The 25,352-nt window shown below is 74.1% G+C and carries 20 protein-coding genes; 10 read left to right on the top strand and 10 right to left on the bottom strand.

Features of this window, described 5'->3' with window-relative positions:
- Positions 1 to 58: 58 nt before the first annotated feature.
- The 3 genes from Q6347_RS02690 to Q6347_RS02680 form a co-directional block, all read right to left on the bottom strand.
- Positions 59 to 2,047, bottom strand: coding sequence for an NHL domain-containing thioredoxin family protein (locus Q6347_RS02690; RefSeq protein ID WP_304606613.1), 1,989 nt, complete (start codon positions 2,045 to 2,047; stop codon positions 59 to 61).
- A gap of 90 nt (positions 2,048 to 2,137) precedes the next feature.
- Positions 2,138 to 2,362, bottom strand: coding sequence for a hypothetical protein (locus Q6347_RS02685; RefSeq protein ID WP_304602769.1), 225 nt, complete (start codon positions 2,360 to 2,362; stop codon positions 2,138 to 2,140).
- Positions 2,363 to 2,400: 38 nt separating this feature from the next.
- Complete coding sequence (locus Q6347_RS02680) at positions 2,401 to 2,622, bottom strand: hypothetical protein (RefSeq protein WP_304606612.1); 222 nt, start codon at positions 2,620 to 2,622, stop codon at positions 2,401 to 2,403.
- 59 nt (positions 2,623 to 2,681) lie between these two features.
- Here Q6347_RS02680 and Q6347_RS02675 point away from each other — a divergent pair, with 59 nt between their 5' ends.
- Together Q6347_RS02675 and Q6347_RS02670 are read left to right on the top strand one after the other, a co-directional pair.
- Positions 2,682 to 3,518 carry an aldo/keto reductase gene (locus tag Q6347_RS02675; protein ID WP_304606611.1) on the top strand — a complete coding sequence of 279 codons (837 nt, stop codon included), beginning with the start codon at positions 2,682 to 2,684 and terminating at the stop codon, positions 3,516 to 3,518.
- A gap of 122 nt (positions 3,519 to 3,640) precedes the next feature.
- A complete protein-coding gene (locus Q6347_RS02670) occupies positions 3,641 to 3,919 on the top strand; it encodes an HPr family phosphocarrier protein (protein WP_304606610.1) in 279 nt (92 codons plus the stop codon).
- Positions 3,920 to 3,931: 12 nt separating this feature from the next.
- Here the strand turns inward: Q6347_RS02670 and ptsP are convergent, their stop codons facing one another.
- Entirely contained in the window at positions 3,932 to 5,605 is a 1,674-nt protein-coding gene (gene ptsP, locus Q6347_RS02665) for a phosphoenolpyruvate--protein phosphotransferase (RefSeq protein ID WP_304606609.1), read from the bottom strand.
- 140 nt (positions 5,606 to 5,745) lie between these two features.
- Here ptsP and Q6347_RS02660 point away from each other — a divergent pair, with 140 nt between their 5' ends.
- Positions 5,746 to 6,195, top strand: coding sequence for a PTS glucose transporter subunit IIA (locus tag Q6347_RS02660; protein ID WP_304606608.1), 450 nt, complete (start codon positions 5,746 to 5,748; stop codon positions 6,193 to 6,195).
- A 69-nt stretch (positions 6,196 to 6,264) separates the two neighbouring features.
- Complete coding sequence (locus tag Q6347_RS02655; RefSeq protein ID WP_171246942.1) at positions 6,265 to 7,011, top strand: GntR family transcriptional regulator; 747 nt, start codon at positions 6,265 to 6,267, stop codon at positions 7,009 to 7,011.
- 22 nt (positions 7,012 to 7,033) lie between these two features.
- Here the strand turns inward: Q6347_RS02655 and Q6347_RS02650 are convergent, their stop codons facing one another.
- Complete coding sequence (locus Q6347_RS02650; RefSeq protein ID WP_304606607.1) at positions 7,034 to 8,110, bottom strand: hypothetical protein; 1,077 nt, start codon at positions 8,108 to 8,110, stop codon at positions 7,034 to 7,036.
- A gap of 125 nt (positions 8,111 to 8,235) precedes the next feature.
- Between Q6347_RS02650 and Q6347_RS02645 the strand changes: the two genes are divergently transcribed.
- Positions 8,236 to 8,469 (top strand): hypothetical protein, encoded by a 234-nt coding sequence (locus Q6347_RS02645; RefSeq protein ID WP_304602775.1) that lies wholly within the window; start codon positions 8,236 to 8,238, stop codon positions 8,467 to 8,469.
- A gap of 4 nt (positions 8,470 to 8,473) precedes the next feature.
- Here the strand turns inward: Q6347_RS02645 and Q6347_RS02640 are convergent, their stop codons facing one another.
- Both Q6347_RS02640 and Q6347_RS02635 read right to left on the bottom strand, forming a co-directional pair.
- Positions 8,474 to 11,275, bottom strand: a complete 2,802-nt coding sequence (locus tag Q6347_RS02640) for a YhgE/Pip domain-containing protein (RefSeq protein WP_304606606.1) — start codon at positions 11,273 to 11,275, stop codon at positions 8,474 to 8,476.
- Positions 11,272 to 14,109 (bottom strand): efflux RND transporter permease subunit, encoded by a 2,838-nt coding sequence (locus Q6347_RS02635; protein WP_304606605.1) that lies wholly within the window; start codon positions 14,107 to 14,109, stop codon positions 11,272 to 11,274. Before Q6347_RS02635 ends, Q6347_RS02640 begins: the two co-directional genes overlap by 4 nt.
- A gap of 125 nt (positions 14,110 to 14,234) precedes the next feature.
- Here Q6347_RS02635 and Q6347_RS02630 point away from each other — a divergent pair, with 125 nt between their 5' ends.
- Positions 14,235 to 14,873 (top strand): TetR/AcrR family transcriptional regulator, encoded by a 639-nt coding sequence (locus Q6347_RS02630; protein ID WP_304602778.1) that lies wholly within the window; start codon positions 14,235 to 14,237, stop codon positions 14,871 to 14,873.
- A 21-nt stretch (positions 14,874 to 14,894) separates the two neighbouring features.
- On the opposite strand, the gene Q6347_RS02625 is transcribed toward Q6347_RS02630, so the two are convergent.
- On the bottom strand, positions 14,895 to 17,021 hold the full coding sequence (locus Q6347_RS02625; protein ID WP_304606604.1) for an alpha/beta fold hydrolase: 2,127 nt from the start codon (positions 17,019 to 17,021) through the stop codon (positions 14,895 to 14,897).
- Between the two features lie 172 nt (positions 17,022 to 17,193).
- On the opposite strand from Q6347_RS02625, the gene Q6347_RS02620 reads away from it, so the two are divergent.
- From Q6347_RS02620 to Q6347_RS02605, 4 genes are all read left to right on the top strand, one after another.
- Positions 17,194 to 18,366 carry an FAD-dependent oxidoreductase gene (locus tag Q6347_RS02620; protein ID WP_171246949.1) on the top strand — a complete coding sequence of 391 codons (1,173 nt, stop codon included), beginning with the start codon at positions 17,194 to 17,196 and terminating at the stop codon, positions 18,364 to 18,366.
- A 204-nt stretch (positions 18,367 to 18,570) separates the two neighbouring features.
- Positions 18,571 to 19,845, top strand: a complete 1,275-nt coding sequence (locus Q6347_RS02615; protein WP_304602780.1) for an ABC transporter substrate-binding protein — start codon at positions 18,571 to 18,573, stop codon at positions 19,843 to 19,845.
- A 73-nt stretch (positions 19,846 to 19,918) separates the two neighbouring features.
- Positions 19,919 to 20,821, top strand: a complete 903-nt coding sequence (locus Q6347_RS02610; protein ID WP_304602781.1) for a carbohydrate ABC transporter permease — start codon at positions 19,919 to 19,921, stop codon at positions 20,819 to 20,821.
- Positions 20,818 to 21,711, top strand: coding sequence for a carbohydrate ABC transporter permease (locus Q6347_RS02605; RefSeq protein WP_171246952.1), 894 nt, complete (start codon positions 20,818 to 20,820; stop codon positions 21,709 to 21,711). The genes Q6347_RS02610 and Q6347_RS02605 overlap by 4 nt, the downstream gene beginning before the upstream one ends.
- A 25-nt stretch (positions 21,712 to 21,736) precedes the next feature.
- On the opposite strand, the gene Q6347_RS02600 is transcribed toward Q6347_RS02605, so the two are convergent.
- Both Q6347_RS02600 and Q6347_RS02595 read right to left on the bottom strand, forming a co-directional pair.
- A complete protein-coding gene (locus tag Q6347_RS02600) occupies positions 21,737 to 23,776 on the bottom strand; it encodes a cytochrome c oxidase assembly protein (RefSeq protein ID WP_304606603.1) in 2,040 nt (679 codons plus the stop codon).
- 88 nt (positions 23,777 to 23,864) lie between these two features.
- The gene (locus Q6347_RS02595; RefSeq protein ID WP_304606602.1) at positions 23,865 to 25,349 is read right to left on the bottom strand and encodes a dihydrolipoamide acetyltransferase family protein; all 1,485 of its coding nucleotides are present in this window, start codon (positions 25,347 to 25,349) and stop codon (positions 23,865 to 23,867) included.
- Between the last annotated feature and the right edge of the window lie 3 nt (positions 25,350 to 25,352).

Below are 25,352 nucleotides of genomic sequence, written 5' to 3'. Positions count from 1 at the left end.
GGGACATGACTCTAACCGGGGACGGCGCCGCCGTCCCGGCAGACGCGACGGGCCCGGGTCAGCCGCGCAGCGGCAGCGTCAACGTCGCGGCGCCGTCGGCCGTGACCGTCACGGGGACGCCCCAGTCCTGCTGGGCGAGGTGGCAGGCGGGGAAGAAGTCCTCCGGCTCACCGTCGGGGCCGAGGGCGGCGTCCTGCGGCGGAAGGTCGCAGGAGGCCGCCTTCGCCGTCACGTGCAGCACGCCCTCGCCGACCGCGGGGTCGATGCGCAGGTCACGCACCAGGTCGGTGCCGTCGCCGGCCCCGTCGAGCAGCAGCTCCGGCGGCGTGGCGCTGATCCGCAGCTCGGTGGACGGCCCGAACCGGTCGTCGAGCTTCTGCCCGGGCGCCGGGGTGAACGGCACCTCGAGACGGACCGTGCCCCCGGCGATCTCCGTGGCCTCGCGGGCGACGCGGTGCGCGCCGCCGTCGAGGACCCGGCCGACGAGGTCGGCGGGCAGCGCGACCCGGGTCAGCCGGTGCGCCGCGGACTCCACGACGAGCAGGTGCACCCGGCCCTCGCCCTCCTGGACGAGCACGTCGCTGGGTTCGGCGAGCCCGGTGGCGAGCGTGGTGACCTCCCCCGAGCGCGGGTCGTACCGACGCAGCGCGCCGTTGTAGGTGTCGGCCACGACGGCCGACCCGTCCGGCAGCGTGGCGACACCCAGCGGGTGCTGGAGCAGCGCCTCGGCGGCGGTACCGTCCCGGTGCCCGAAGTCGTACAGACCCTGCCCGACGGCGGTGCTGACGTCGACGTCCGCGGCTCCCGCCGGCGCGACACGGCGCAGCGCGGACGTCTCGGCGTCGGCGAGCCAGAACCCCCCGTCCGGTCGGCGGTCCTCGTCGAGCGTGGGGGCGAGCCGGGAGGGCTGGGCGAACCACGCCACCGCACCCGGACCGTCCTCGAGGCCCTCGTTCATCGTGCCCGCCAGCAGGCGCAGGCTGCCGTCCTCGTCGGACGCCACCGGGTCGAACGCCCACAACGTGTGGTTGCCGGCCATGGCCACCACGAAGGCGGACAGCGGCTCCGACCACGCCACGTCCCACGGGGAGGACAGCCGGACCGTCGACGCCAGGAGCTCCTCGTCGGACGGGTGGGCCCGCGGCTGCTCACCCGGGACCTCCACGTTCTCGTGACCGCCGACCATGTACTGACGGCCGGTCCCGGCCACGGTGTACGCCTCACCCGACTCCAGGTGGACGCCGCGCAGCGTGTGGTTGACCGTGTCCGCCACCAGGACGTCGTAGCCCAGGCGCTCCCGCAGCGGGTCCGGCACGAGGCACAGCCCGTTCGGCTCGCTGAACCGCGCGGCGTGCGTGCCGTCGGGAGCGGGGCCGCCGTCGACCAGCCCCCGCTCGCCGGAGCCGATGCGCCGCACCAGCGTCTCGCCGTCGGGCGCGAGCTCCGCCAGCCCGTGGTGCCCGGCGTCGGCCACCAGCAGGTTCCCGCCCGGGAGCTCCACCGCCGCCGCGGGGAACCGCACCGTCGTGGGCTCCGGCGTCGGCGCCACGTACGGGCCGTCCCCGCGGTGCAGGGTGCCCTTCGCCTCGTGCTCGGCGACCAGCTCGCGCACCAGCGCCGCAACCGCGGACGCGTGCCCCTCGCCGGCCATCTGCGCGACGACGTACCCCTGCGGGTCCACGACGACGAGCGTGGGCCACGCGCGGGCGGTGTAGGCGTCCCAGGTCACGAGCTCCGGGTCGTCCAGCACGGGGTGGCGCACGTCGTAGCGCTCGACGGCCGCCGCGAGGGCCTCCGGGTCGGCCTCGTGGGCGAACTTCGGCGAGTGCACGCCGACGATCACCAGCACGTCGCGATGAGCCTCCTCGATCTCGCGCAGCTCGTCGAGGACGTGCAGGCAGTTCAGGCAGCAGAACGTCCAGAAGTCCAGCACGACGATCTTGCCGCGCAGGTCGGCGAGCTGCAGCTCACGGCCGCCGGTGTTCAGCCAGCCGCGGCCGACGAGCTCGGACGCGCGGACCTTCGGGAGGGTGGGAGTGGTGCTCACCGCCCCATTGTCCCCGCGCGGGCGCGATCGCGGCGAGGTGACCGCACACCGGGACGCCGGGCTCCGGGGAGTGGCCGGGGCTCGGCACGACTACGCGTCGACGTCTCCGGCCCGCTGGTCGAGGAAGGCATCGATCTCGCTCCAGGCGCGCGCGTACGACGCCAGGATCGCGGCCTTCATCTCCTCGCTCGCGCCCGCGGCCTGGGCCTCGTGCACCGCCAGGAAGGAACCCTGGGCGACGGCCGCCTGGACACGTGGCTTGACGTTGCGCATCGCCTGCTCCGTCGTGAACAGCGCCGGCTCGGAATCGTGCATGACCAGCACCGTAGGCACCGCCACCGACACGATGCGTCTCAGAGCGCCTGGACGGCCCCTACGACGTGCACCCGGACCGGGACGCCCTCGACGTCGGGCGGCACGTCCTTGCGCGCCCGCACGGTGGTGACGTTCACCTGCAGGACCCAGTCGTGGGAGTCGCCCCGCTGGGCCAGACCCACCCCGCACACGCCGTCGACCTGGGCGACCTTCTCCCGCAACGCGCTCTTGGCGGCTCGTGCCTGCTCGATCGTGGCCATGGCCACCACCTCCTGGTCCCATTCTCCCCCGCGGCGCGCTGCAGTGCCACGATGGGCGGGTGACGACGATTCCCACCGTGACCCTGAACAACGGCGTCCCCATCCCGCAGGTCGGTTTCGGGACGTACAAGATCGGCGACGACGAGACGCGAGAGGCGGTGCTGCAGGCCTTCGAGGCCGGGTACCGGCACATCGACACCGCGCAGATGTACCGGAACGAACGCGGCGTGGGCGAGGCGATCACCGCCTCGGGGCTCCAGCGCGGCGAGGTCTTCGTGACCAGCAAGCTCAACAACGCCAACCATGCCTACGACGACGCCCTCGCGTCGTTCGACCGCACCCTGGAGGAGCTGGGGCTCGAGTTCGTGGACCTCTTCCTCATCCACTGGCCGCTGCCCGCCGTGGGCCGCTACCTGGAGGCCTGGCGCGCGCTGGAGGAGATCCTGCGCAGCGGGCGGGCGCGGGCGATCGGCGTGTCGAACTTCCAGCCGACGCACCTGCGCACGCTGCTGGACGAGGCGACGATCGTGCCGGCCGTGAACCAGATCGAGATGCACCCCTGGTTCACGAACTCCGACGTGCGGTACTTCGACGAGAGCCACGGCATCACCACCGAGGCGTGGTCGCCGCTGGGGCGCGGCAAGGCGCTGGAGGACCCGACGATCACGCGGATCGCGCAGGAGCACGACGCGACCCCGGCCCAGGTCGTCCTCGCCTGGCACCTGGCCCGCGACGTCGTCGTCATCCCCAAGTCGGTGACGCCGTCGCGCATCGCCTCGAACCTGCGGGCCGTCGACCTGACGCTCAGCGACGACGAGGTCGCGGCGATCACCGCCCTCGACCGCGGCGAGCGCATCGGGTCCCACCCCGACATGGAGAACCGCACCGACCGCTGACCCCCGCCCCCGGTCCGCTGTGGGTATGGAATCTGCGGGTCCGGAGCGGTCCGGACCCGCAGATTCCATACCCACAGCGGGGTCGGGCGGCCCGGCGGGGCGACGGCGGGCAGAATGACCTCATGGAACGCCACACCGTGGTCGCGATCCGCGAGGGGCTGCACGCCCGCCCCGCTGCGCTGTTCACCCAGCTCGCGGCCTCCCAGCCGCTGCCCGTCCGGATCGCCCGGGACGGCGGGGAGCCCGTCGACGCCGCCAGCATCCTCGCCGTGATGACGCTCGGGGCCGACGCCGGCACCTCCGTCACGCTGTCGGTCGACGCCGACGGGCACGACGAGGACTCCGCCACGGCGGTGCTGGACACCCTCGAGGAGTTCCTGTCCGACCCGGAACCGGGCTGACCTGCCCGAGGGTCACAGACCCAGGTCGACCAGCACCGGGCGGATGGCGTCCCGCACCGCGTTGCGCGCCTCCATCGGGTCGTCCTCGGCCAGCGCCAGCCGCGCGAGCTCCACGCACTCCTCGTCGGTGACCCGCTGCAGGACCGCCGCGACGTCCGCGAGCGCCCGGGGCGTCATCGACAGCGACCGCACGCCCAGCCCGACGAGCACGGGGGCCAGGGTGGCGTCCGCGGCGGCCTCCCCGCAGACCCCGACGGGTCGGTCGTGCCGGGCCGCCCCCTCGCAGGTCGCGCGGATCAGCTCCAGCACCGCGGGCTGCCACGGGGTGGACAGCGCGGCGAGCTCGCCGAGCATGCGGTCGGCGGCCATCGTGTACTGGATGAGGTCGTTGGTGCCCACCGACCCGAAGGCGGCGTGGGCGAAGACGTCGGCGGCCCGCAGCGCCGCGGCCGGCACCTCGACCATGACCCCGGCGTGGCGCAGCCCGTGCTGCTCGCACAGCGTGACGAAGTCGGCGGCCTCGCCCGCGGTGGCGACCATCGGCGCCATCACCCACACCTCGGCGTTCTCGGCCTCGGCGGCGGCCGCGATCGCCTGCAGCTGCCGCTCCAGCACGCCGGGCCGTGACGAGGCCGTGCGCAGCCCGCGCACGCCCAGGGCCGGGTTGGGCTCGCCGTCGGCGGTGACGAACGGCAGCGGCTTGTCGGCGCCGGCGTCGAGGGTGCGGACCACGACCTTGCGCCGCGGGAACGCGGACAGCACCTGGCGGTAGGCGGCGACCTGCTCGGACACCCCGGGCTCGGTGCTGCGGCCCAGGAAGCAGAACTCGGTGCGGAACAGCCCGACCCCCTCGGCGGAGGCCTCAAGCGCGGCCTGGGCCCCGGCGGGGTCGGCGACGTTGGCGAGCAGCTCGACGCGGGTGCCGTCGGCGGTGCGTCCGGTCCCGTCGAACGCGCGACGTTCCGCCTCGTGCTGCTGCGCGGCCGCCACGGTGTCGGGGTCGGGGTCGAGGACGACGACGCCGGCCGCCCCGTCCAGGAGCACCGTGTCGCCGTCGGAGATCGCCTCGGCGCCGCGGACCGCGACGACGGCGGGGATCCCGAGTGCCCGGGCGAGGATCGCGGTGTGCGAGGTGGGCCCGCCGCCGCTGGTCACGACGCCGAGCACCACCTCGGGGTCGAGCGTGGCGGTGTCCGCCGGGGCGAGGTCGTCACCCACCAGGACGAACGGGTGGTCGAGCTGCGGCACCCCGGGCGGGCGGACGCCGATGAGCTCGGCGACGATGCGGTCCCGCACGTCGCGCACGTCCCGGGCGCGCTCCGCCAGGGGCGGCCCGAGCTTCTCGAACTGCTTGATCAGCCCGCGCGCGGCGTCCCAGATCGCACGCTCCGGGGTGAGGTGGTCGGTGCGGATGCGCCGTTCGCCGTCGGCGACCAGGGCGGGGTCCGCCGCCATCGCCGCGGTGACGGCGAGGAGGTCGGCCGCGGTGCCGGTGGCGCGGCCGGCCCGGTCGGTCAGCTCGTCGCGGACCGCCCGGGCGGCGGCCGTGAGCTGGGTGACGGCCGCCTCGACGCCCTCGCCCTCCAGACGCGTCGTGCGGGGTTCGGGCACGGGCGGAGGCATGGTGGCCGCGGGGCCCGCCGCCCTGCCCGGACTGACGGGCGCACCCGTGAGAGTCGTGCTCATCGCTGCCGTGACCTCCGTCCGCCCCACCGGTGCCGCGCGGTCGCGTCTCCGATCCTGCTGTGCCTGGCACGCTGTCGGATGAGGCACTCTGTGTCAAGGATCACGTCCGTCACGGCCCACGACTCCTCGGAGGACCCCCGATGCCCCTGATCGTCAGCTCTCCCGTCGCCGGCACCGTGGTCGACGTCCGCGAGGTCCCGGACCCGGTGTTCTCCGCCAGTCTCGTCGGTCCCGGCACGGCCGTCGAGCCCGAGGGGACCGAGGTGGTCTCCCCGGTGGACGGGCGGATCGTCAAGCTGCACCCGCACGCCTTCGTCGTGCAGCCCGCGGAGGGACCGGCGGTGCTGGTGCACCTGGGGATCGACACCGTCCAGCTCGGCGGCGCGGGGTTCACCCTGCACGTCGCCGAGGGGGACGAGGTCGTGACCGGGCAGCTCCTGGTGGAGTGGGACCCGACGGCGGTGCGTGACGGTGGCCGGGCCGCCGTCTGCCCCGTGGTGCTCCTGGAGGCGGACCCGGAGCAGGTGGAACCACGGGTCGCCCCCGGCACCGCCGTCGTGCCCGGGGACCCGCTCCTGGCGGCCCGCTGACCGGTGGCAGACTGGGCCGGGAACGAGCCGGTCCCCGTCCGGCGTGGTCAGGGAGGACTCGACTCGACGATGGCGACGCGCCCCGCCGGCCGGACCGGCACCGGTCAGAAGTACCGCGTGGTCCGCGCCTACCTGGCCGAGCTGGTGGACCACCTCGCCGTGGGTGACGCGATCCCGTCCGAGCGGGCGCTCGGGGACCGCTTCGGCGTCTCGCGCATGACGGTCCGCCAGGCGATCGACGCCCTGGTCGCCGACGGGCTGCTGGAGCGGGCGCAGGGCCGCGGGACGTTCGTCGCCCCGCCGCCCGCCGACCTCGAGATGCGGCTGACGACGTTCGGCGAGGAGGTGCGCCGCCGCGGCATGACACCGGGGTCGCAGGTGCTGGAGGCCTCGACCACGCCGTGCCCGGCCCCCGTGGCGGACCTCCTGGCGATCCGCCCCGGCGACGACGCCCACCGCGTGCTGCGGGTGCGCAGCGCCGACGACGAGCCCTGGGCCGTGGAGGACGCCTGGATCCCGGCGCACCTCGCCCCCGACCTGCTCGCCCACGGCGTGCCGGAGAGCCTGGACGCCGAGCTGCGTCGGCGCGGCCACGCACCGACCGGTGGGGACGAGACCATCACGGCCGCGGACGCCACCCCCACCGAGCGCCGGCTGCTCGCCATGACCGGCACGCACGCCGTCATGCGCATCGAGCGCCGCACCTACGTCGACCAGACGCCGCTGATCCACTCGCGGTTCTCCTACCGCGGCGACCGGTACAGCGTGTTCGTGCCGCTGGGCGAGGCCCGCTCCCCCGTCCCGGTGTGGGCCTGACCCGCACCGGCCCGGCGCCGGATCACACCAGGCGCACGCCCAGCGCGTCGAGGACGGCCGAGATGGGGTTGACGTAGGTCAGGCCCGTCCCGTCCGGCCCTCCGGTCTCCGAACCGGCGAACAGCAGGCCCAGGGCGGTGGCGTCGGTGCGGTAGACCAGGGACCCGGAGTCGCCTCCCCGGGAGAACGGCCCGGTGCCGGTCGACTCGACCTCGATCTGGCCGTCGAACGCGAGCAGTCCGAGCTCGGGGCCGTACCCCACCAGGACGTCGTCCATCTCGACGGCGCTGACGCGCCCGTGGGTGTGGCCGGTGGTCCGCCCGATCTTCTCGACGAGGTCGCCCGGCAGCGCCTCCGCCGTCGTCGACACCGCCCCCACGGGGTAGGTCGGGTCGATCTCGGGCCGGTCGAGCAGCGCGACGGCGGCGTCCACCGTGGCGCGCTCCCCCTCGGTCAGGGGGACCACCGCCGCCACGGACCCGACGAGGTCGTGAGGGGCGCGGCCGCCGTCCGCCGGGCCGGGCTGCAGCACGCCGTCCCCCGGGACGCCGTCGAGCACGTGCCGGTTCGACAGCGCGTACACCGACTCCGCGTCCCCGGGCAGGTCGACCGCGGCACCGGCGCACGAGGCGTCCGGGACGACGAACGCGCCGAGCGTGCCGGCGGTGACGTCGACGTGCGCGATCGACACCCCGGGACGCAGGGGGCGCACCCGGCCCGTCTCGCCGACCGCGAGGGCGGTCGCGACCGGGGGCTGCGGACCGAGACCGGTCTCCCGCGGAGTGCCGCGCAGCCCGGGCGCGAGCCGTCGGATGCGGCCGGTGCGGCGGACGTCGGGCGCCTGCCCGGCCTCGGCGGCGATCTTGCGGACCACCGCGCGCGCGGCGGGCAGCCCCAGCCGGTAGCGCACGGCGATCTCGTACTCGCCCTCGTGCTCCGCGGGCGCCAGCCCGATCGCGAGGGTGGGGGCCCGCACCAGGTCCGGTGCCGAAACCGTCCCGGCAGCGCGTGGTCCGACGGCCACCCCGTACCGTCCCGCCAGGTCACGGGCGTAGTCGGTGAGCTGGGCCTTGATCGTACGCGCCTGGGTCAGATCCATGCGGCGAGTCTGGCCCACCCCGCGGCGCGCGGCTCGCCGGGCACGCCGCGCAGCCACGGAGGGGCCGATCCGAAAAAGATGGCCCGATCACGTCATGAACCGCGGTCGGGTCCCTCTCCCCTGGTGTGAGGAACCCCACGGTCACCGACGTCCGCGCCGCGGTGCGCTGGGCGCTGAGCCACGACCTGGTGGCGCTGCGCGACTACCGCCAGGTGACGCTGCTCGACCGCAGCGCCCGCTGGCAGGCCGACGCGGCACTGGTCGCGCGGTGGCGCGAGGCCACCGGCAACCTGTTCGCCGCCTCCTGGACGCGGGACCCCGCGTCCGAGGAGACGTCGCGGCACCACGTCTCGCACTGACCCGTCAGGCGCGCAGCAGCGCCGAGACCCGCGTCCGCCGCGCACGTGCCGCCGCGGCGACCCCCAGCCCGAGACCGACGAGGGTCCACAGCACCAGTCCGGTCAGCGCGATGCCCAGGCCGTCGACCGCGGGCAGCAGCACGGCGGCGAAGGCGTCCCGGCCGGCACCGGTCGGCAGGAACTCCACGAGCGAGACGAGCACGTCGGGCACGGTGGCCACGACCCCTGTGCCGATGAGCAGCACCGCCATCAGCAGGCTGATGCCGCGGCCGACGTGGCCGAGCCAGCCGAGGAAGCCCAGGTGGGCGGCGACGAAGCACACCGACACCAGCACCCCGACGAGGACCGCCCCGACCCAGCCGAGCAGGGATGCGCCCTCGACCGCGGCGAGGATGCCGCCGACCAGCGCTCCGGTCCCGGCACCGATCGCCGCCGGGAGCGCCAGGGCCTCCAGGGCGAGCCGCGCCGACGACCGCGTGGACCCGAGGGCGTGCGCGGCGACGGGCGGGTACACGGTCATCAGGCCGAGCGCCCCCAGCCACAGGGCGACGACGGCGAACAGCGGTCCGGTCGCACCGGTCGACAGGTCGTCGACCCCCGGCGCGGAGACCGGGTCGGCGACGACACCCGCGAGGTTCTCCCGTTCGTCGTCCGAGTAGGTCGGGATGCCCTCGGCGGCCTCGTCAAGACCCACGGCGAGGTCGTCGGCGCCCGAGGCGAGCTGGTCGACGCCGTCGGCGAGCTGTCCGGAACCGTCCGCCACGCCGTCCGCACCGGCGGCGAGCTGCTGGGCCCCCGAGTCGAGCTGCCCGACGCCCGAGGCGAACCCGTTCACCCCCGAGGCCAGCTCCTGCGCACCCGAGTCGAGCCGCCCGACGCCCGAGGCGAACCCGTTCACCCCCGAGGCCAGCTCCTGCGCACCCGAGTCGAGCCGCCCGACGCCCGAGGCGAACCCGTTCACCCCCGAGGCCAGCTCCTGCGCACCCGAGTCCAGCTGCCCCACCCCCGAGGCGAACCCGTTCACCCCCGAGGCCAACTCCTGCGCACCGGCGTCGAGCCGGTTCACGCCGGTCGCCAGCTCGTTCACCCCGGTCGCCAGCTCCTGCGCTCCTGTGTCGAGCTGCCCGACGCCGGACGCCAGCTCAGCGGCACCGGTCGCCACGCCGTCGGTCCCCACGACGAGCTCGTCCGCACCGGCGGAGAGCTGGTCGAGACCGTCGGCGAGCGCCGTCGCCCCGTCGGCCGCCTCGCCCGCGCCGGCCGCGAGCTCGTCCGCGCCCGACGCGAGCTGGTCCGCGCCGTCGCTCGACGCGGCGATGCCCGCGGTGAGGGCGAAGAGGCCGGTCGGAGCACTGGTCTCGGTGCCCGGCTGTCCGGCCTGCGCGACCAGACCGTCACCCAGAGCCGCCATCCCCGCCTGGATCTCGGGGAGGGTGGGGACCTCCTGGCATGCCGCGCTCGTCGGGTCGGCGCCGCAGTCGAACGCGATGTAGGCGCCGAGCGCGTCGGCCAGGTCCTGCGCGGAGGTCCCTGCCGTCACGATCCCGTCCGGCAGCGGGGCAGCCTCGGCCGCGAGCGTCTCGAGGCCGCTCGCCAGGTCACCCGCACCGGAGGCGAGCTCCTCGGCGCCCGTCGCCAGCTCGGTGGTCCCGGCGGCCAGCGCGTCCGCGCCGGCGGCGCTCTCCTGCAGACCGGCAGCGAGCTCGTCCGTGCCCCCGGCGACCTGCCGGGCACCGGTGGCCAGCTCCTCGGCGCCCGTGGCCGCCGCGGCCACGCCCGCGGCGTACTGGTCGGCCCCCGCCGCGAGCTCGTCCGCTCCCGTGGCGGCCTGCCCGGCACCGGCCGCGTACTGGTCGGCGCCGTCGGCCAGCGCGAAGCCGCCGTCCGCTGCCTGCCCGACACCCGAGGCGAACTGGTCCGCCCCCGCCGCCAACGAGAACCCACCGTCCGCCGCCTCGCCCACACCCGAGGCGAACTGGTCCGCCCCCACCGCCAACGAGAACCCACCGTCCGCCGCCTGCCCGACACCCGAGGCGAACTGGTCCGCCCCCACCGCCAACGAGAACCCACCGTCCGCCGCCTGCCCGACACCCGAGGCGAACTGGTTCGCCCCCGCAGCCAGCGAGAACCCACCGTCCGCGGCCTCGCCCACGCCGGCGGCGTACTGGTCGACGCCGTCGGCGTACTGCTCCGCCCCGTCGGCCAGGTCATCGGCACCGGACGCGGTCTCGTCGACCCCGTCGGCGAGCTGGTTCGCGCCGTCGGCGGCCTCCCCGATCCCGTCCGAGAGGTCGTTGAACCCGACGAGCACGTTGTCCACGTACGTCTCGGTGAGCGAGGACCCCATGATGGTGGTGGCCGTCGTCGCCACGATGCGGGCGAGGGCGTCGTCCACGACACGGCCGCCGGGCGGTGTGGAGATGTCGATCGTCGCCTGCCGCGCCTCGGCGGGGTCGTCGGACCCGAACGACGTCGCGGCGGCCGAGAAGTCCTCCGGGATGGTCACCACGGCGGCGTACGTGCCGTCGTCCAGCCCCTCGGCGGCGTGCTCGGTGTCGGTGAGGGTCCAGTCGTAGTTGACGTCGGAGTCCTCGGCCCCGCCGACCAGCCCCGCCGCGAGCTGGCGGCCGAGCGGGACGGTCTGCCCGTCGACCTCGACGGGCTCGTCGTCGTTCACGATCGCCGCGGGCACCGTGTCGAGCCGGTCGACCGGGTTCCACAGGGACGCGAGGAGGATGCCCAGCACGAGCACGGGGAGCAGGACGACCGCTGCGACCGCCCACGGGTTCTGCCTGACGCGGTTCATGCCCGGACCTCCTCGGGGTCGTCGGTGTGCTCGGCCTGCTGGTCGGAGGGTGGTGGCGGCGGGGCCTCCCCGCCGCGCAGGGTGCTCGGGGCGCCCCAGCCGGCGCCGACGTCGAGCACGGGGGTGCCGTCGGGGAGCAGGTCGGTGGCCGCGACGCCGGTCGAGCCGACCAGCAGGGTCGTGCCCGCGGCCGCGGCGGCGGACAGCGCGTGTGCGAGCGACTCGCGGGCGGCGCGGTCGGCGACGACGTCGGTGCGGTCGACGACGAGGAGACGCGTGCCCTGGCGCACGGCCTCGGTCACGGCCCCGGCGGCGCCGCCGTCCGAGGCGTCGACCACGGCCACGCGCGACCGGACCGCCGGTGCCCGTTCCGGCAGCACGTACCCGGCGGTCTTCACCGCGCCCTGGTCCGGGTGGATGCGGCCGGCGAAGGCCAGGAGCAGGGCGTTGACCGCGGCCGTGGCGTCCCCGTGCACGGCCAGGGCTCCGCCCTCGGGGACCCGGACGCTGACGGGGCCCACCAGCGGCGCCCCGCCGGGGCGGTCGTGCGGGCCGGCGACGGTGACCTCGTGCGCGACGACGGCGTCCTGCCGGCCGTCGTCCCGCGTCCCGGGCCACGGGGCGAGCCGCAGCTCGCGGGCGATGCCCTCGCCCTCGACGTCGAAGGTCGGCAGGGTCCGGTCGAGCCAGCGCGGGATCCACCAGGCGCGGTCGCCGAGCAGGGCGAGGACGGCGGGCACGAGGACCATCCGCACCACGAAGGCGTCGACGGCCACACCGACCGCCAGTCCGAGCGCGATCGGCTTGAGGGACATGTCGCCCTCGGGGACGAACGCCACGAAGACGCTGAACATGATGATCGCGGCCGCGGTGACGACCTTCGCGGCGCCCTGGAAACCGGTGTGCACCGCTCGCCGGGCCCGCCGGCCGTTGTGGACGAAGTCCTCCCGGATGCGGGACACGAGGAAGACCTCGTAGTCCATGGCCAGCCCGAACAGCACACCCATGAGGATGATCGGCATGAAGCTGATGACGGGACCCTGCTTGGTCACGTGCAGCGCGTCGGCGAACAGGCCGTTCTCGAAGACGAGGGCGACGGCGCCGAACGCCGCACCCACGCTGAGCAGGTAGCCGACGGTCGCCTTGACGGGTACCCAGATCGAGCGGAACACCATCATGAGCAGCAGCAGCGACAGGCCGACGACCACGACGGCGAACGGCAGCAGCGCCTGCCCGAGCTTGTCCGAGACGTCGATCCCGACGGCGGTGAACCCGGTGACCGACAGGTCGACGCCGTACTCGTCGATCCAGTAGTCGTGCATCGAGCGGATCTCGTCGACCAGCGCCTTGGTCTCCTCGGAGTCCGGCGCACCGGTCGGCACGACCTGGATGATGCCGGTGTCGGCGCTCTGGTTGGGGGTGGCCAGGGGGACGTCGGCGACGCCCGGGAGGTCCTCGATCTCGGCCGCGAGGTCGTCCATGAGCCCCAGCGGGTCCGTGGACTCGATGATCGACCCGGTGACGATGAGCGGTCCGTTGAACCCGTCGCCGAAGTGCTCCCCGACCAGGTCGTACGTCTGCCGGGCCTCGTTGTCGTCGGGCAGGTAGCCGGCGTCGGGCAGCGCGAGGCGCAGGTTCGTGGCGGGGAACGCGAGGGCCCCGAGCGCGACGACGACGAGCACGATCGTCACCACCGGCCTCTTCGTCACGCCCGCCACCCAGCCGGCGAAGAACCGGTTCTCGTGACCGGTCGCACCGCCCTCGACGGGTGCCGGCGCGGCCTTGCTGCGGCGACCGCGGGACTTCTTCGGCCGGGGGCGCAGACGGTCCCCGGCGAGGGCGAGCACGGCCGGCAGGAGCGTCAGCGACACGATGACGGCGAACCCGACGGCGACCGCCGCCGCGATACCCATGACCGACAGGAACGGGATCCCGGCGACGCTCAGACCGACGAGCGCGATCATGACGGTCAGCCCGGCGAACACGACGGCGGAGCCGGCGGTGGCGGTGGACCGGGCGACGGACTCGTGGACGTCGACGCCGTCGCGCAGCAGCTCCTGGTGGCGCGAGACGATGAACAGCGCGTAGTCGATGCCGACGGCGAGGCCGAGCATCAGCCCGAGCATCGGGGTGGTGGAGTTGATCGGCCCGAAGACGGTGGCGGCGAGCAGCAGCAGCATCGACACCCCGACGCCGACGAGCGCGTTGACCAGCGGCAGCCCGGCGGCGACGAAGGAGCCGAGGGTGAGGACGAGGACGACCAGCGCGACGACGAGGCCGATCGCCTCGACGATGCTCAGCGCGGGCAGCTCCTGGGAGAACAGCTCACCGCCGAGGGACGCCTGCGACCCGGCGGGCAGGGACGCGCCCAGCTCGTCGGTGGTGTCGTGCATCGCCTCCTTGGTGGCGTCGCTGATGGAGAAGACGTCGCCGTCGAGCTGGACCTGCAGGATGGTCGCCCGCTCGTCGTCGCTGACGGAGGCGGACAGCTGCTCGTCGTACGGCGTGCTGACGACCCGGACCTCGTCGAGCTCGCCGATCTCCTCGGCGGCGTCCTCCACCGGTTCCCGCACGGCGTCGTCCTGGATCGTGGTGCCCTCCGGGGCGACGACGACGAGCTGCGCGGACGCTCCGCTGACCTCGGGGAACGTCGCGGAGAGCTGGTCGAGCGCCTGCTGCGCCTCGGTGCCGGGGATCGTGATCGAGTTGTCGAACCCCTGGTAGAGCAGGCCGCCGGCCGCCCCGGTGACCACGAGGATCCCGAGCCACGCGACGACGACGAGCCGACGGGCCCCGGCGGCCCAGCGGCCGAGCGAGTACAGGACGGATGACACGCGGGACTCCCCGGAACATGGACGACGGGCTGTCGATACGTCACTGTATCCGATACGGGTTTGTATCGGATACACCGGTGTACTGACTACGATGGACCCTGCACCGGACCCAGGAGGCCACCACCGTGACGACCGAGCCCGCCACCAGCGTGCGCTCCGCGCGCCGCGAGCGCACGCGTGAGCGCCTGCTCGACGCCGCCTTCGCGCTGTTCTCGGAGCACGGGGTAGCGGCCACCCCGATCGAGGCGATCTGCGAGGCCGCCGGGTTCACGCGCGGGGCGTTCTACTCGAACTTCGCCTCCCGCGAGGAGCTGTTCCGCGCCCTGGTGGAACGCAAGGAGCGCGACCACCTCGAGGCGCTGGAACGGCTCGGCCCGCAGATCGCCGCCGCCCAGGTCGCCACTCCCGAGGGGTTCCGCGACGCCGTGCGGCAGGTGCTGCTCGCCTTCGAGCTCGACGAGGAGAACCACCGCCTCTGGCGTCTGATGAACGCCGAGTTCGAGCTGATGGCCATGCGCGACCCGGAGGTCGCCCGGCAGTACGTCGCCGACCAGAACCGCCTCCGCGGGGAGGTCGCCACGGTCATCGACCGCCTGCTGGAGCAGTGCGGTCTCCGCTTCACCGTCGACACGCCGACCGCCGTCGACCTGCTCATGTGCGTCGAGGACGCCGGGTCCCGGGCGGCGGTCCTCGGCGCGCCCCCCGAGCAGCAGGCGACGGCGCGCCTGGAACAGCTGGTCGACCTCCTCGTGACGCCCCGGTAGGCGCCACGAGGAGGTCGTTCCTCAGCCGAGGGTGGTCGGCAGGACGGTGTCGCCCTCCCCGACCGGCACCTCGAGCACGTGCTCGGCCAGGAACGCCAGCACGCCCTGGTACCAGACCTTCGCGTGCTGCGGGGTCAGGATCCAGTGGTTCTCGTCCGGGAAGTACAGGAACCGGTGCACGGTGGAGCCGTCGTCCGCGGCGGGCAGCCCCGAGTCGGCCAGCAGCTCGCGCCACAGGCGCAGGCCCTCGCCGATCGGCACCCGGTAGTCCTTGTCGCCGTGGATCACCAGCACCGGGGTGGTGATGCCCTTGACGAACCGGTGCGGGCTGTGGGCGTCGCGCATCTCGGGAGTCATCTCCCGGGCCCAGTAGTAGGCGTGGTCCGTCGTCGGGCCGAAACCGTCCAGGGCCCACAGGGAGGCGTGCGTGACGATCGCCCGGAAGCGGTCGGTGTGCCCGGCCACCCAGTTCGCCATGTAGCCGCCGAACGAGCCGCCCATGGCCGCGGTCCGGGTGGCGTCGACGTCCTCCCGCGCCTCCGTGGCGTCCGTGATCGCCATGAGGTCGGTGTACGGCGCGTCCCCCCAGGCACCCCAGCCCCGGGCGACGAACTCCTGGCCGTAGCCGGTGGACAGCGCCGGGTCCGGCAGCAGCACCGCGTAGCCGCGGGCCACCATCAGCCACGGGTTCCAGCGCCACGACCAGGCGTTCCACGAACCGAGGGGACCGCCGTGGATCCACAGCAGCAGCGGTGCCGGGTCCGCCGACGACGCCCCCTCCGGCAGGGCCAGCCAGGCGCGGACCCGGCTGCCGTCCGCCGCCGTCGTCTCCACCTCGGTCAGGTGACCCGGCAGGGCCGGGGCCGGCACCGGCGACGGCAGCACGACGGTGGCGACGGGCTCGCGGTCGCCCGGAGCGCCCGAGGCGACGAACGCCGCCAGGTCGACCCGCACCGGCTCCGCGGGCGCCGCGTAGGACGTCCGCAGCGCGTACAGCGCCGAGCCGTCCGGGGCGACGCGGACGTCGGTGAGCACGGCGTCGTCCGCCGTCACCCGCTCCACGGTCACGGGGCCCTGGCCGGGGACGCCGTCGAAGGTCAGCAGGAAGACCGGGCCGCGGCCGTCCTCGTCGGCGGTGAGGACCAGGCCGCTCGTGTCGGGGAGCCAGGCGGCCGACGTCGGCCAGCGGTCCCAGTCGTCGGCGAGCACCTCGGGCTCGCCGGTAGCGTCCAGCGCCACGAGGCCGAGGCGGACCACCGGGGGGTCGGTGGGCGAGGTGATCGTCGAGGTGACGTAGGCGACCCAGCGGCCGTCGGGGGACACCGTCGGACCGCCGACCTCGGCGTCCGGGTCGTCGACCAGCGTGCGGCGTTCGCCCGAGACGGTGTCGACCGCGACCAGCGTGGTGCGTCGCGCCGCGCCGGGGTCGGCCACGGCCCAGGTCGTCACGAGCGTGCGCCCGTCCGGGGACAGCGCGGCGTCGTGCTCCTCGAGCTGCCGGCCGGGGCCGGTGAGCTGGCGCAGCTCGGCCCGCTCGCCCTCGGCCACGTCGCCGAGCGTGAACGCGTAGCGCCGCGGGGCGTCCGGTCCGAGATCGTGGTCCCAGTGCCGCACCGGGTAGCCGGTGTGCCAGATGGCGTTCACCTTCGCGTCACGACGTGCCTCGCGCAGCTCGCCGTCGGCCTCGAGACCCTCCGCGGAGGGCAGCACGGCCGCCGAGACCGAGACGACGTCGGCGTCACGGGCGGCGAGCACACCACCGACCCCGCCCGGCGCCGTCGCCACGACGCGGGCCTCGCCGCCCGCCGCGGGCAGCGACCAGAGCGCGGCCTTCTTCTCGTCGCCGTCCTTGGTCTCGGGGTCCGGGCGCGCCGAGGTGAAGAGCAGGTCACCGCCGGCGGTGAACACGGCGGCCGCCTCGCCCTGGGTGCTGCGGGTCAGCCGGCGGGCAGGGCGCTCCCCCGCCGGGTCGACCTCCCACAGCGCCGACACGTAGCCGGTGCCGTCCGGGTCGAGGGTCTGCACGGTCGTCACCAGCCGGCGTCCGTCGGCGCTGAGGGCCAGGCCGCCGAGCCGCCCGAGCGCGATGTAGTCGTCGAGGTCGTCGAAGGGGGTCTGCGAGGTGTTCGCAGTGGTGTCCTGAGTCACCTACCCGGGTCTACCACACGCCGGGCCCGCCCGGCCCGCACGAGCGCGCTCACGACGCTGCACGACGCCGCGGGAACGTCCGCCCCAACAGCCGGTGAACAGTGGTCGAACTCCTGCTCAGGGTGTCACGCACGCCTTGAACGGCACCCGCGGGCTCGGGCAGATTCTGGACGTGAACCACCACAGCGCCCTGCCCCCGTTGCCCGCCAAGGCCGACCTCGTCGTCGTCGGTGCGGGCGTCGTGGGTCTGGCGCACGCCGTCGAGGCCCAGGCCCGCGGCTGCTCGGTGGTGGTGGTCGACGCCGCCGACCGTCCCGACGGCTCCACCGCACGACGCAGCGGGCACGTGGCCGTCACCACCCAGGACTCGACGGCGCTGGCCTGCGCGCTGGCCTCCCGCGAACGCTGGCTCAAGCTCGGCCGGGACGCCGGGTTCGGGGTCCGCGAGAGCGGCGCCGTCGTCGTCGCGCAGCACGAGGACGAGCTCGCCGTCCTCGACGACCTGGTCGCCGCGCGCGCCGGGGACGCCACGCTGCTGGACCACCGCAGCGTCGCCGACCGCACCCCCGTGACGCGGGCCGTCGGCGGTGCCTGGCTGCCGCTGGACCTGCGCCTGGACCCGCCCGCCGCGCTGGCGGCCGTCAGCGACTGGCTGGGGACCCGGCCCCAGGTCCACGTCGCCTGGCGTACCGCCGCCCAGACCCTCGACGCCGGCAGCGGCCGCACCCTGGTGCGCACCTCCCGCGGCGAGGTGGTGGCCAAGCGCGTCGTGGTCGCCGTCGGGCAGGACGTCGGCTCGCTGTGCTGGGAGGTCGGCGCCGAGCTGACGCCGGTGCGCCGCCAGCTCCTGCGGGTCGCACCCCCGATGCCGGACGACGCCGCCGCCCGGGGACGCCTCACGACCGGGCCGGTCGTCCTGGGCGGGACGACCCTGCTGCGCGACACCGCCTACCGGCACTCCCGCGCCCTCGGTGAGGTGCGTGACCGGTGGCGCCGGCACCGCCCGGACGTGCTGGCCGCCGAGATCCACCTGTCGCTGCAGGCCCGGGCGGACGGCTCCGTGGTGGTCGGGGACGGTCGGGCCCCCGCCGACGTGCCCGGACGGTCCGAGGCGGTGGACGGGCTGCTGCTGACCGCGGCCGCCGAGCTGCTCGGCACCGGGCCCCTGACGGTGCTCGGCCGCTGGACGGCGACGGAGCCCGTCCGCGCCCGGACCTCGCCCGCCGCGGACCCGTTCGTCCTCGGCGAGCCGCTGCCCGGGGTGCGCACGGTCAACGTCACCGACGGTCTGGCCACGACGACCGCGCTCGGCCTGGCCCCCCGGGTGCTGGACGAGCTGTTCTGAGCAGCGCCCGCAGGGCGTCACGCCAGGTCACGAGCCGATCACGGTTCGGGGGTGAAGTTCGGGTCCTGTGTTGACAACGGGGAAGGCCGAGCGTTCTCTGAAATCGGGGATGACGGGTGCACCGACGCACCTGGTCGTGGCCCCGGGCCTCGATCCCCTCGCACCGCACCGAAGGCGATGAGGAGAATGCGTAGCGCACGACTCATGACAGCGACGGCGGGCGCCGCCGTCCTCGCCCTGGGCCTGGCGGCCTGCGGCGGCTCCGACGACAGCTCGGACGGGAGCACCTCCGGCGAGGAGATGTCCGGCGGCGGGGAGGTCGAGGTCTTCACCTGGTGGGCCGCAGGCTCGGAGAAGGCCGGGCTCGACGCCCTCGTGGGCGTGTTCGAGGAGCAGCACCCGGACTACACGTTCGTCAACGGCGCCGTGGCAGGTGGCGCGGGCTCCGCGGCGAAGGACCTCCTGCAGTCCCGGCTGCAGGCCAGCGACCCGCCGGACACCTTCCAGGCGCATGCCGGTGCGGAGCTGCAGGACTACATCGACGCCGCGCAGATCGAGGACGTCTCGGCCCTGTACGACGAGTTCGGCCTGACCGACGCGTTCCCGGCCGACCTGGTCGACCGCCTGAGCACCGAGGACGGCGCGATCTACTCCATCCCCTCGAACATCCACCGGGCGAACGTGGTGTGGGCCAACCCGACGGTGCTCGAGGACGCCGGGCTCGACCCCGCCGCCGAGTACGCCGACCTCGACGCCTGGTACGAGGCGCTCGACGCCGTCGAGGAGAGCGGCCAGACGGCCCTGTCCATCGCGACGACGTGGACGCAGGTCCACCTGCTGGAGACCGTGCTGCTCTCCGAGCTCGGCCCCGAGGCCTACACGGGCCTGTGGGACGGGTCGACCGACTGGGAGGGCCCCGAGGTGACGGCCGCCCTGGAGGACTTCGAGAAGCTCATGGGGTACACGAACGACGACCGTGACGGTCTGGACTGGCCCGACGCGACCCAGCAGGTCATCGACGGCCAGGCCGGGTTCAACGTCATGGGCGACTGGGCCGAGGCCGCGTTCCAGGAGGCCGGCGCGATGTCGCCCGACGACTACGTCTACTTCCCGGTCCCGGGCACCGACGGGGAGTTCGACTTCCTCGCGGACTCGTTCACCATGCCGGTGGGCGCGCCCAACCCCGACGGCACGAAGGCGTGGCTGGAGACGGTCGGCTCGGTCGAGGGCCAGGAGGCGTTCAACAAGGCCAAGGGATCCATCCCGGCCCGCACGGACGCCGACACCTCGGACTTCTCCGAGTACCAGCAGAGCGCCGTCGAGGCGTTCGCGAACGACACCATCGTGTCCTCGCTCGCGCACGGCGCCGCGACACCGATCGCGACGCTGAACGCGATCTCCGACGCGACGAGCAAGTTCACGACCGGGGCCTCCGACCTGGCCACCTTCCAGTCGGAGCTCGCCGCGGCGAACATGTGACGCCGTCGGGGCGGGGGTCGCGGCCGCACCGGCCCGGCCCCCGCCCTCCCGGCCCGGAGGACGCGGAGGACGCATGAGACACCGCCTGCGACGGCTCGGAGCCCCGCTCCTGCTGCTCGCCCCGTCACTGATCCTGCTGGGCGTGTTCGTCTACGGCCTCATCGCGGCGAACTTCAACACCTCGATCACGGACAACCACACGGCGGCGCAGGCCACGGGCCAGGAGCCCGTGACGACGGTCTGGTTCCAGAACTACGTCGACCTGCTGGGCAGCGACGACTTCCAGCACTCGTTGACCAACCTCGTGCTGTTCACGGTCGTGTTCCTCGTCGGCACCATGGTCATGGGCTTCGGCTGGGCCTGGATGCTGGACCGGCCGGACCGCGGGGAGGGGTTCTTCCGCTCGATCTACCTGTTCCCGATGGCGGTGTCCTTCGTGGCCTCCGGCGTCGTGTGGCGGTGGCTGCTCAACTCGAACCAGGGGGAGAGCGCGAGCGGCCTCAACCGGCTGTTCCAGATGGTCGGGCTCGACTTCCTGCAGAACAACTGGTGGAACAACATCACCTTCGGGATCACGGCGATCGCGCTGCCGGCGATCTGGCAGCTGTCCGGCTACGTGATGGCGCTGTTCCTCGCCGGCTTCCGGGGCATCCCCGAGGAGCTGCGCGAGGCGGCCCGCGTGGACGGCGCCAGCGAGTGGAAGGTCTACCGGCTGGTGCTGTTCCCGCAGCTCTCGCCGATCGCGCTGTCCGCGCTGATCATCATCGGCCACATGTCGTTGAAGTCGTTCGACCTCATCATGTCGATCTCGAAACCGGCGAACTACCAGACCAAGGTGCCGGCCGTGGACATGTACGTGTTCAAGTCGAGCTTCAACTACGCCGACGCGGCCGCCGTGGGGACGATCCTGCTCGTCATCGTGGCGCTGGTCGTCGTGCCCTACCTGGTCCGGACCCATCAGGCGGAGAAGCGATGAGCACCCACGTCTCCACGCCGCCGGGCGTCACGGGCGAACCCGTCGAGCTCCGGGACGACACCGCGCGCAACAGGTTCACCGTGGGCCGCACCGCCAAGTACGCGGCGATGATCCTGTTCGTCCTCATCGTGCTGATCCCCGTCTACGTGCTGTTCGTGACGAGCTTCAAGGGTGCCGGTGACGCCTCGCCCAGCCGCGCCTGGAACCTGCCCACCGACTGGACCCTCGACAACTGGCGCGGCGCCTGGAACGCCCTCTCACCGGCGATCTGGCGCACGTTCCAGATGGTGATCCCGGCGGCGATCATCTCGGCGATGCTGGGGTCGATGAACGGCTTCGTGCTGTCGCGCTGGTCGTTCCGCGGCGCCGACGTCGTGTTCACGCTGATCCTGTTCGGCATGTTCATCCCGTACCAGGCGGTGATGATCCCGCTGCTGGAGCTGATGCTCGGGGCGGGCATCCCCAGCGGCGTCCCGTCGCTGATCATCCTGCACGTCATCTACGGCATACCGATCACGACGCTCATCTTCCGGAACTACTACCAGACCGTCCCGCACGAGCTGGTCGAGGCCGGACGCGTCGACGGCGCGGGGATGCTGCGCACCTACTGGTCGATCATCCTGCCGATCTCGGTGCCGAGCTTCGTCGTGGTGCTCATCTGGCAGTTCACCAACGCCTGGAACGACTTCCTGTTCGCCGTGTTCTTCTCCTCGAGCCAGAACGGCCCGGTCACCCTGGCCCTGAACAACCTGGCCAACGGTGCGCTGCTGCAGGACTACGGCGTCTCCATGGCAGGCGCGCTCCTCGCCTCGCTGCCGCCCCTGTTGGTGTACATCCTGCTCGGCAAGTACTTCGTCGGCGGGCTCATGTCCGGGTCCGTCAAGGGCTGACCGACCGGGTCGGGGGGCGGCGCGGTCAGTCCCGCCCGTCGCGCTCGGCCATGTCGGCCAGCATGCGGTTGTAGGCCCGCAGCTCGGCGTCGTCGTCCCGCTCGGCCCGGCGGTCGTTGCGGCGCGCCTCGCGCTCGTCGGACCGGGCCCACTGCACGCCCACGACGACGGCGAGCACCAGCGTCGGCAGCTCGCCGATCCCCCAGGCGATGGCCCCGCCGAGCTGCTGGTCGTCGATCGCGGACAGCCCCCACGGCCGCCCCATGTTCCCGAACCAGTCCGCCACGAGCAGCGACGTGCCGGTGGTGAGCACGACCCCGAAGAAGGCGTGGAACACCATGGTGGCGAACAGCAGCAGCAAGCGCTGCGGGTACGGCGGGCGCTGCGGACCGGGGTCGATGCCGATGAGCGCGTTGGCGAACAGGTACCCGGCCAGGGTGAAGTGGATGATCATCCACACGTGCCCCGCGTGGTTGGACAGCGCCCAGCCGAACACCGGCGTGAAGTAGAAGGCGATCATGCCGCCGGCGAAGATGACCGCGGCCACGACCGGCTTCGCGACGAAGCTGCCGAACCGGGAGTGCACGATCGCCAGCACCCACTCGCGCGGACCGCGGGAGCCGTCCTTGCGGGGCGGGACGGCCCGCAGCAGCAGGGTCACCGGCGCGGCCAGCACGAGCAGCAGCGGGATGACCATCGCCAGGACCATGTGCTGGGTCATGTGGCCGGAGAAGATCACGTGCCCGTACACCGACGGGCCGCCGTTGGTGACCCAGACCATGACGACCATGCCGGCGCACCAGGAGATGGTCCGACCCACGGGCCAGCGGTCGCCGCGACGGCGCAGGCGCAGCGCCCAGGTGACGTAGACCAGCGCGCCGGCGGCGCAGGCGACGGCGAAGAGCGGGTCGAAGCTCCACTGCGTGAAGTAGTTGCCCACGGTGTTCTCGGGCGGGAGCGCGTAACCCGTGAGCTGGAAGGCCGGTGAGGCGTCGACGATCTCCTCGTCCGGCACGGGCGGTGCCGTCGACCCGAGCGCGACGGCGACGCCGGAGACCGCCCCGATCGTGGCGAGCTCGACCGCGAGCAGCTGCCAGAACAGCCGGCGCACCCGGCCGGGGTCGGCGGCGAGACGCCCGACGACCCAGCGCCGGTGCGCCCACCCGAACGCGCCGAGCGCCAGCAGCAGCAGCACCTTGGCCTGCAGCAGGAGGCCCCACCGGGTGACGAGGTCGTCCAGGTGCTCCATGCGGATCAGTGCGCTCATCACGCCGGACGCGGCCACGAGGACGAAGCACCAGGCGGCCACGGGCGAGAACCGGGCGACCGCTGAGGCGGCGACGCGGTCGTCGTCCCGCCGACGGCCGGTGCGGGTCAGCACGACGACGAGCAGCGCCGCCAGGCCGCCGACCCACAGTGCCGCCCCGACGAGGTGGAGCAGCATCGCCCCGACGGCCAGGTCGTGGTTCACCGCCCCGGCGGCGTGCCCGGTGGTGGACTGCAGGGCGAGCGCCGCGGCGGGCAGCACGGCCGTCCACAGGGCTCCGACCGGTCCCCGCACCCCGAGGGCGAGGGCGGAGGTGACGGCCGCCAGCAGGATCGTCCACAGCCCGATCCGGCCGAGCTCGACGTCCCGCGCGAACTGCCACAGCCCCTGCCCGAAGGTGTCGGCGGTCACGGAGATCGTCGAGACGTAGGAGTAGTTGAGGACGAGCTGGGCGACGGCGGCGACGGCCCACAGGCTCGACGCCCAGCCGGCCACGAGCAGGACGCGGTCCGCGTGCCGGCCCCGGGGCAGCAGGAACGCCGCCGCGAACAGCCCGCCGACGGTCACCGACAGCGCGAGCTCGGCGACCACGGTCGCGGCGGGCAGGCCCCACCGCACCACCGGCCCGGGGTCGCTGAACGTCCCCAGCGGGTCGAAGGCGCCCGAGTACGCGCCGGCGGCCAGCAGGGCGAGCAGGGCGACGACGACGGCGCCCGGCCCGGCGGCGACCAGCCACCACGGGCGCGCGGACGTCGACGCCGGGGCGGGGCGACTCGTCGGGCGGGCGGGCGCTGTCACGCCGTCCAGCCTAGGCCTCTCCCGCGGGGCTCCGGCCGCGTCGACGGTGTGACGCTCGCCCCGGGACACCCTGGGGAACGGCCCGCGCTCAGCCCCAGACGAGACCCTGCGCGGGATCCTCGAGCACCCGGGCGACGTCCGACAGGAACCTCGCCCCGAGCTCGCCGTCGACGAGCCGGTGGTCGAAGCTCAGCGCGAGCTGGGTGACCCAGCGCGGCTTGACCTTGCCCTTGTGCACCCACGGCTGCTGCCGGATCGCCCCGACGGCGAGGATCCCGGACTCGCCCGGGTTGAGGATCGGCGTCCCGGTGTCGATGCCGAACACCCCCACGTTCGTGATCGTGAACGTGCCGTCGGCCATGTCCGCCGGGGACGTGCGCCCGGCCCGGGCGGTCGCGGTGAGCTCGCCGAGCGCCTGCGCGAGCCCGAGCAGCTCGAGCCGGTGGGCGTCCTTGACGTTGGGCACGACGAGCCCGCGCGGGGTCGCGGCGGCGATCCCCAGGTTCACGTAGTGCTGGTAGACGATCTCCTGGGCGGCCTCGTCCCAGCTCGCGTTGACCTCCGGGTGCCGCTGGAGGGCGAGCAGCGCCGCCTTGGCGGCGATCAGCAGCGGGGTGACCCGCACGTCGGCGAAGTCGCGGTCGCGCTTGAGCCGCTCGACGAGCTTCATCGTCCGCGTGACGTCCACCGTGCGGAAGACCGTCACGTGCGGGGCGGTGAACGCGCTGGCCACCATGGCCTCGGCGGTGCGCTTGCGCACGGACCTCACCGGCACGCGGGTGGTGCGCCCGTCGGCGGAGAGGCCGTCCGAGGCCGTCCAGGGCCGGTCCTCGCCGTAGGACGTGGCCAGGGGTCGCGGTGCGGCGGCCGCCGCGTGCGCCGTCACGTCCTCACGGGTGACGATCCCTCCGGGACCCGTGGGGCGGACCGAGGCCAGGTCGACCCCGAGGTCGCGGGCGAGCTTGCGCACCGGAGGCTTGGCGAGCACCCGCGCCCGGGTCGAGGTCGGCGCGTCGGCCGGGGACGAGGCCGCGGGCACGCTGACCATCGCGCGGTCGAGGGACGACCCGGACCGCGCCGCGGGGGTCTCGGACACCGGCGGGGTCGCCGCGGGCTGCCGGACCTCCGGGGGCCCCGCCGGGGCCGGCGGGGTCGCCGCGGCGGTGCTCGCACCCCCGCGACGGCGGCGACGCCGTCCGCCCGCGCCGGCATCGGCGGTGCCGTACCCGACGAGTACCGAGCCCGAGGACTCCCCGGCCGCCGCGGCGGCCGGCTCGGCGGGAGCGGCCTGCGCCGGCGCCTCCGGCGCCGTGGACCCGGGGGACGCCGCCGACCCGTCGCCGATCTCCAGGATCGGCGTGCCGACGTCGACGGTGGTGCCCTCCTCGGCGAGCAGCCCGGTCACGGTGCCGGCCCAGGGGCTGGGCAGCTCCACCAGGGACTTGGCGGTCTCGATCTCCACGACGACCTGGTTGACGGTGACGGTGTCGCCGACCGCGACCTTCCACTCGACGATCTCGGCCTCGGTCAGTCCCTCGCCGACGTCCGGCAGGGGGAAACGCTGGGTGCTCATCTC

Origin of the sequence: Isoptericola sp. b408 (assembly GCF_030588085.1) — a bacterium.
Taxonomy (GTDB): domain Bacteria; phylum Actinomycetota; class Actinomycetes; order Actinomycetales; family Cellulomonadaceae; genus Isoptericola; species Isoptericola sediminis.
Note: the sequence above shows the minus strand (reverse complement) of the source record. Positions and strands in the feature narration are given on the sequence as shown.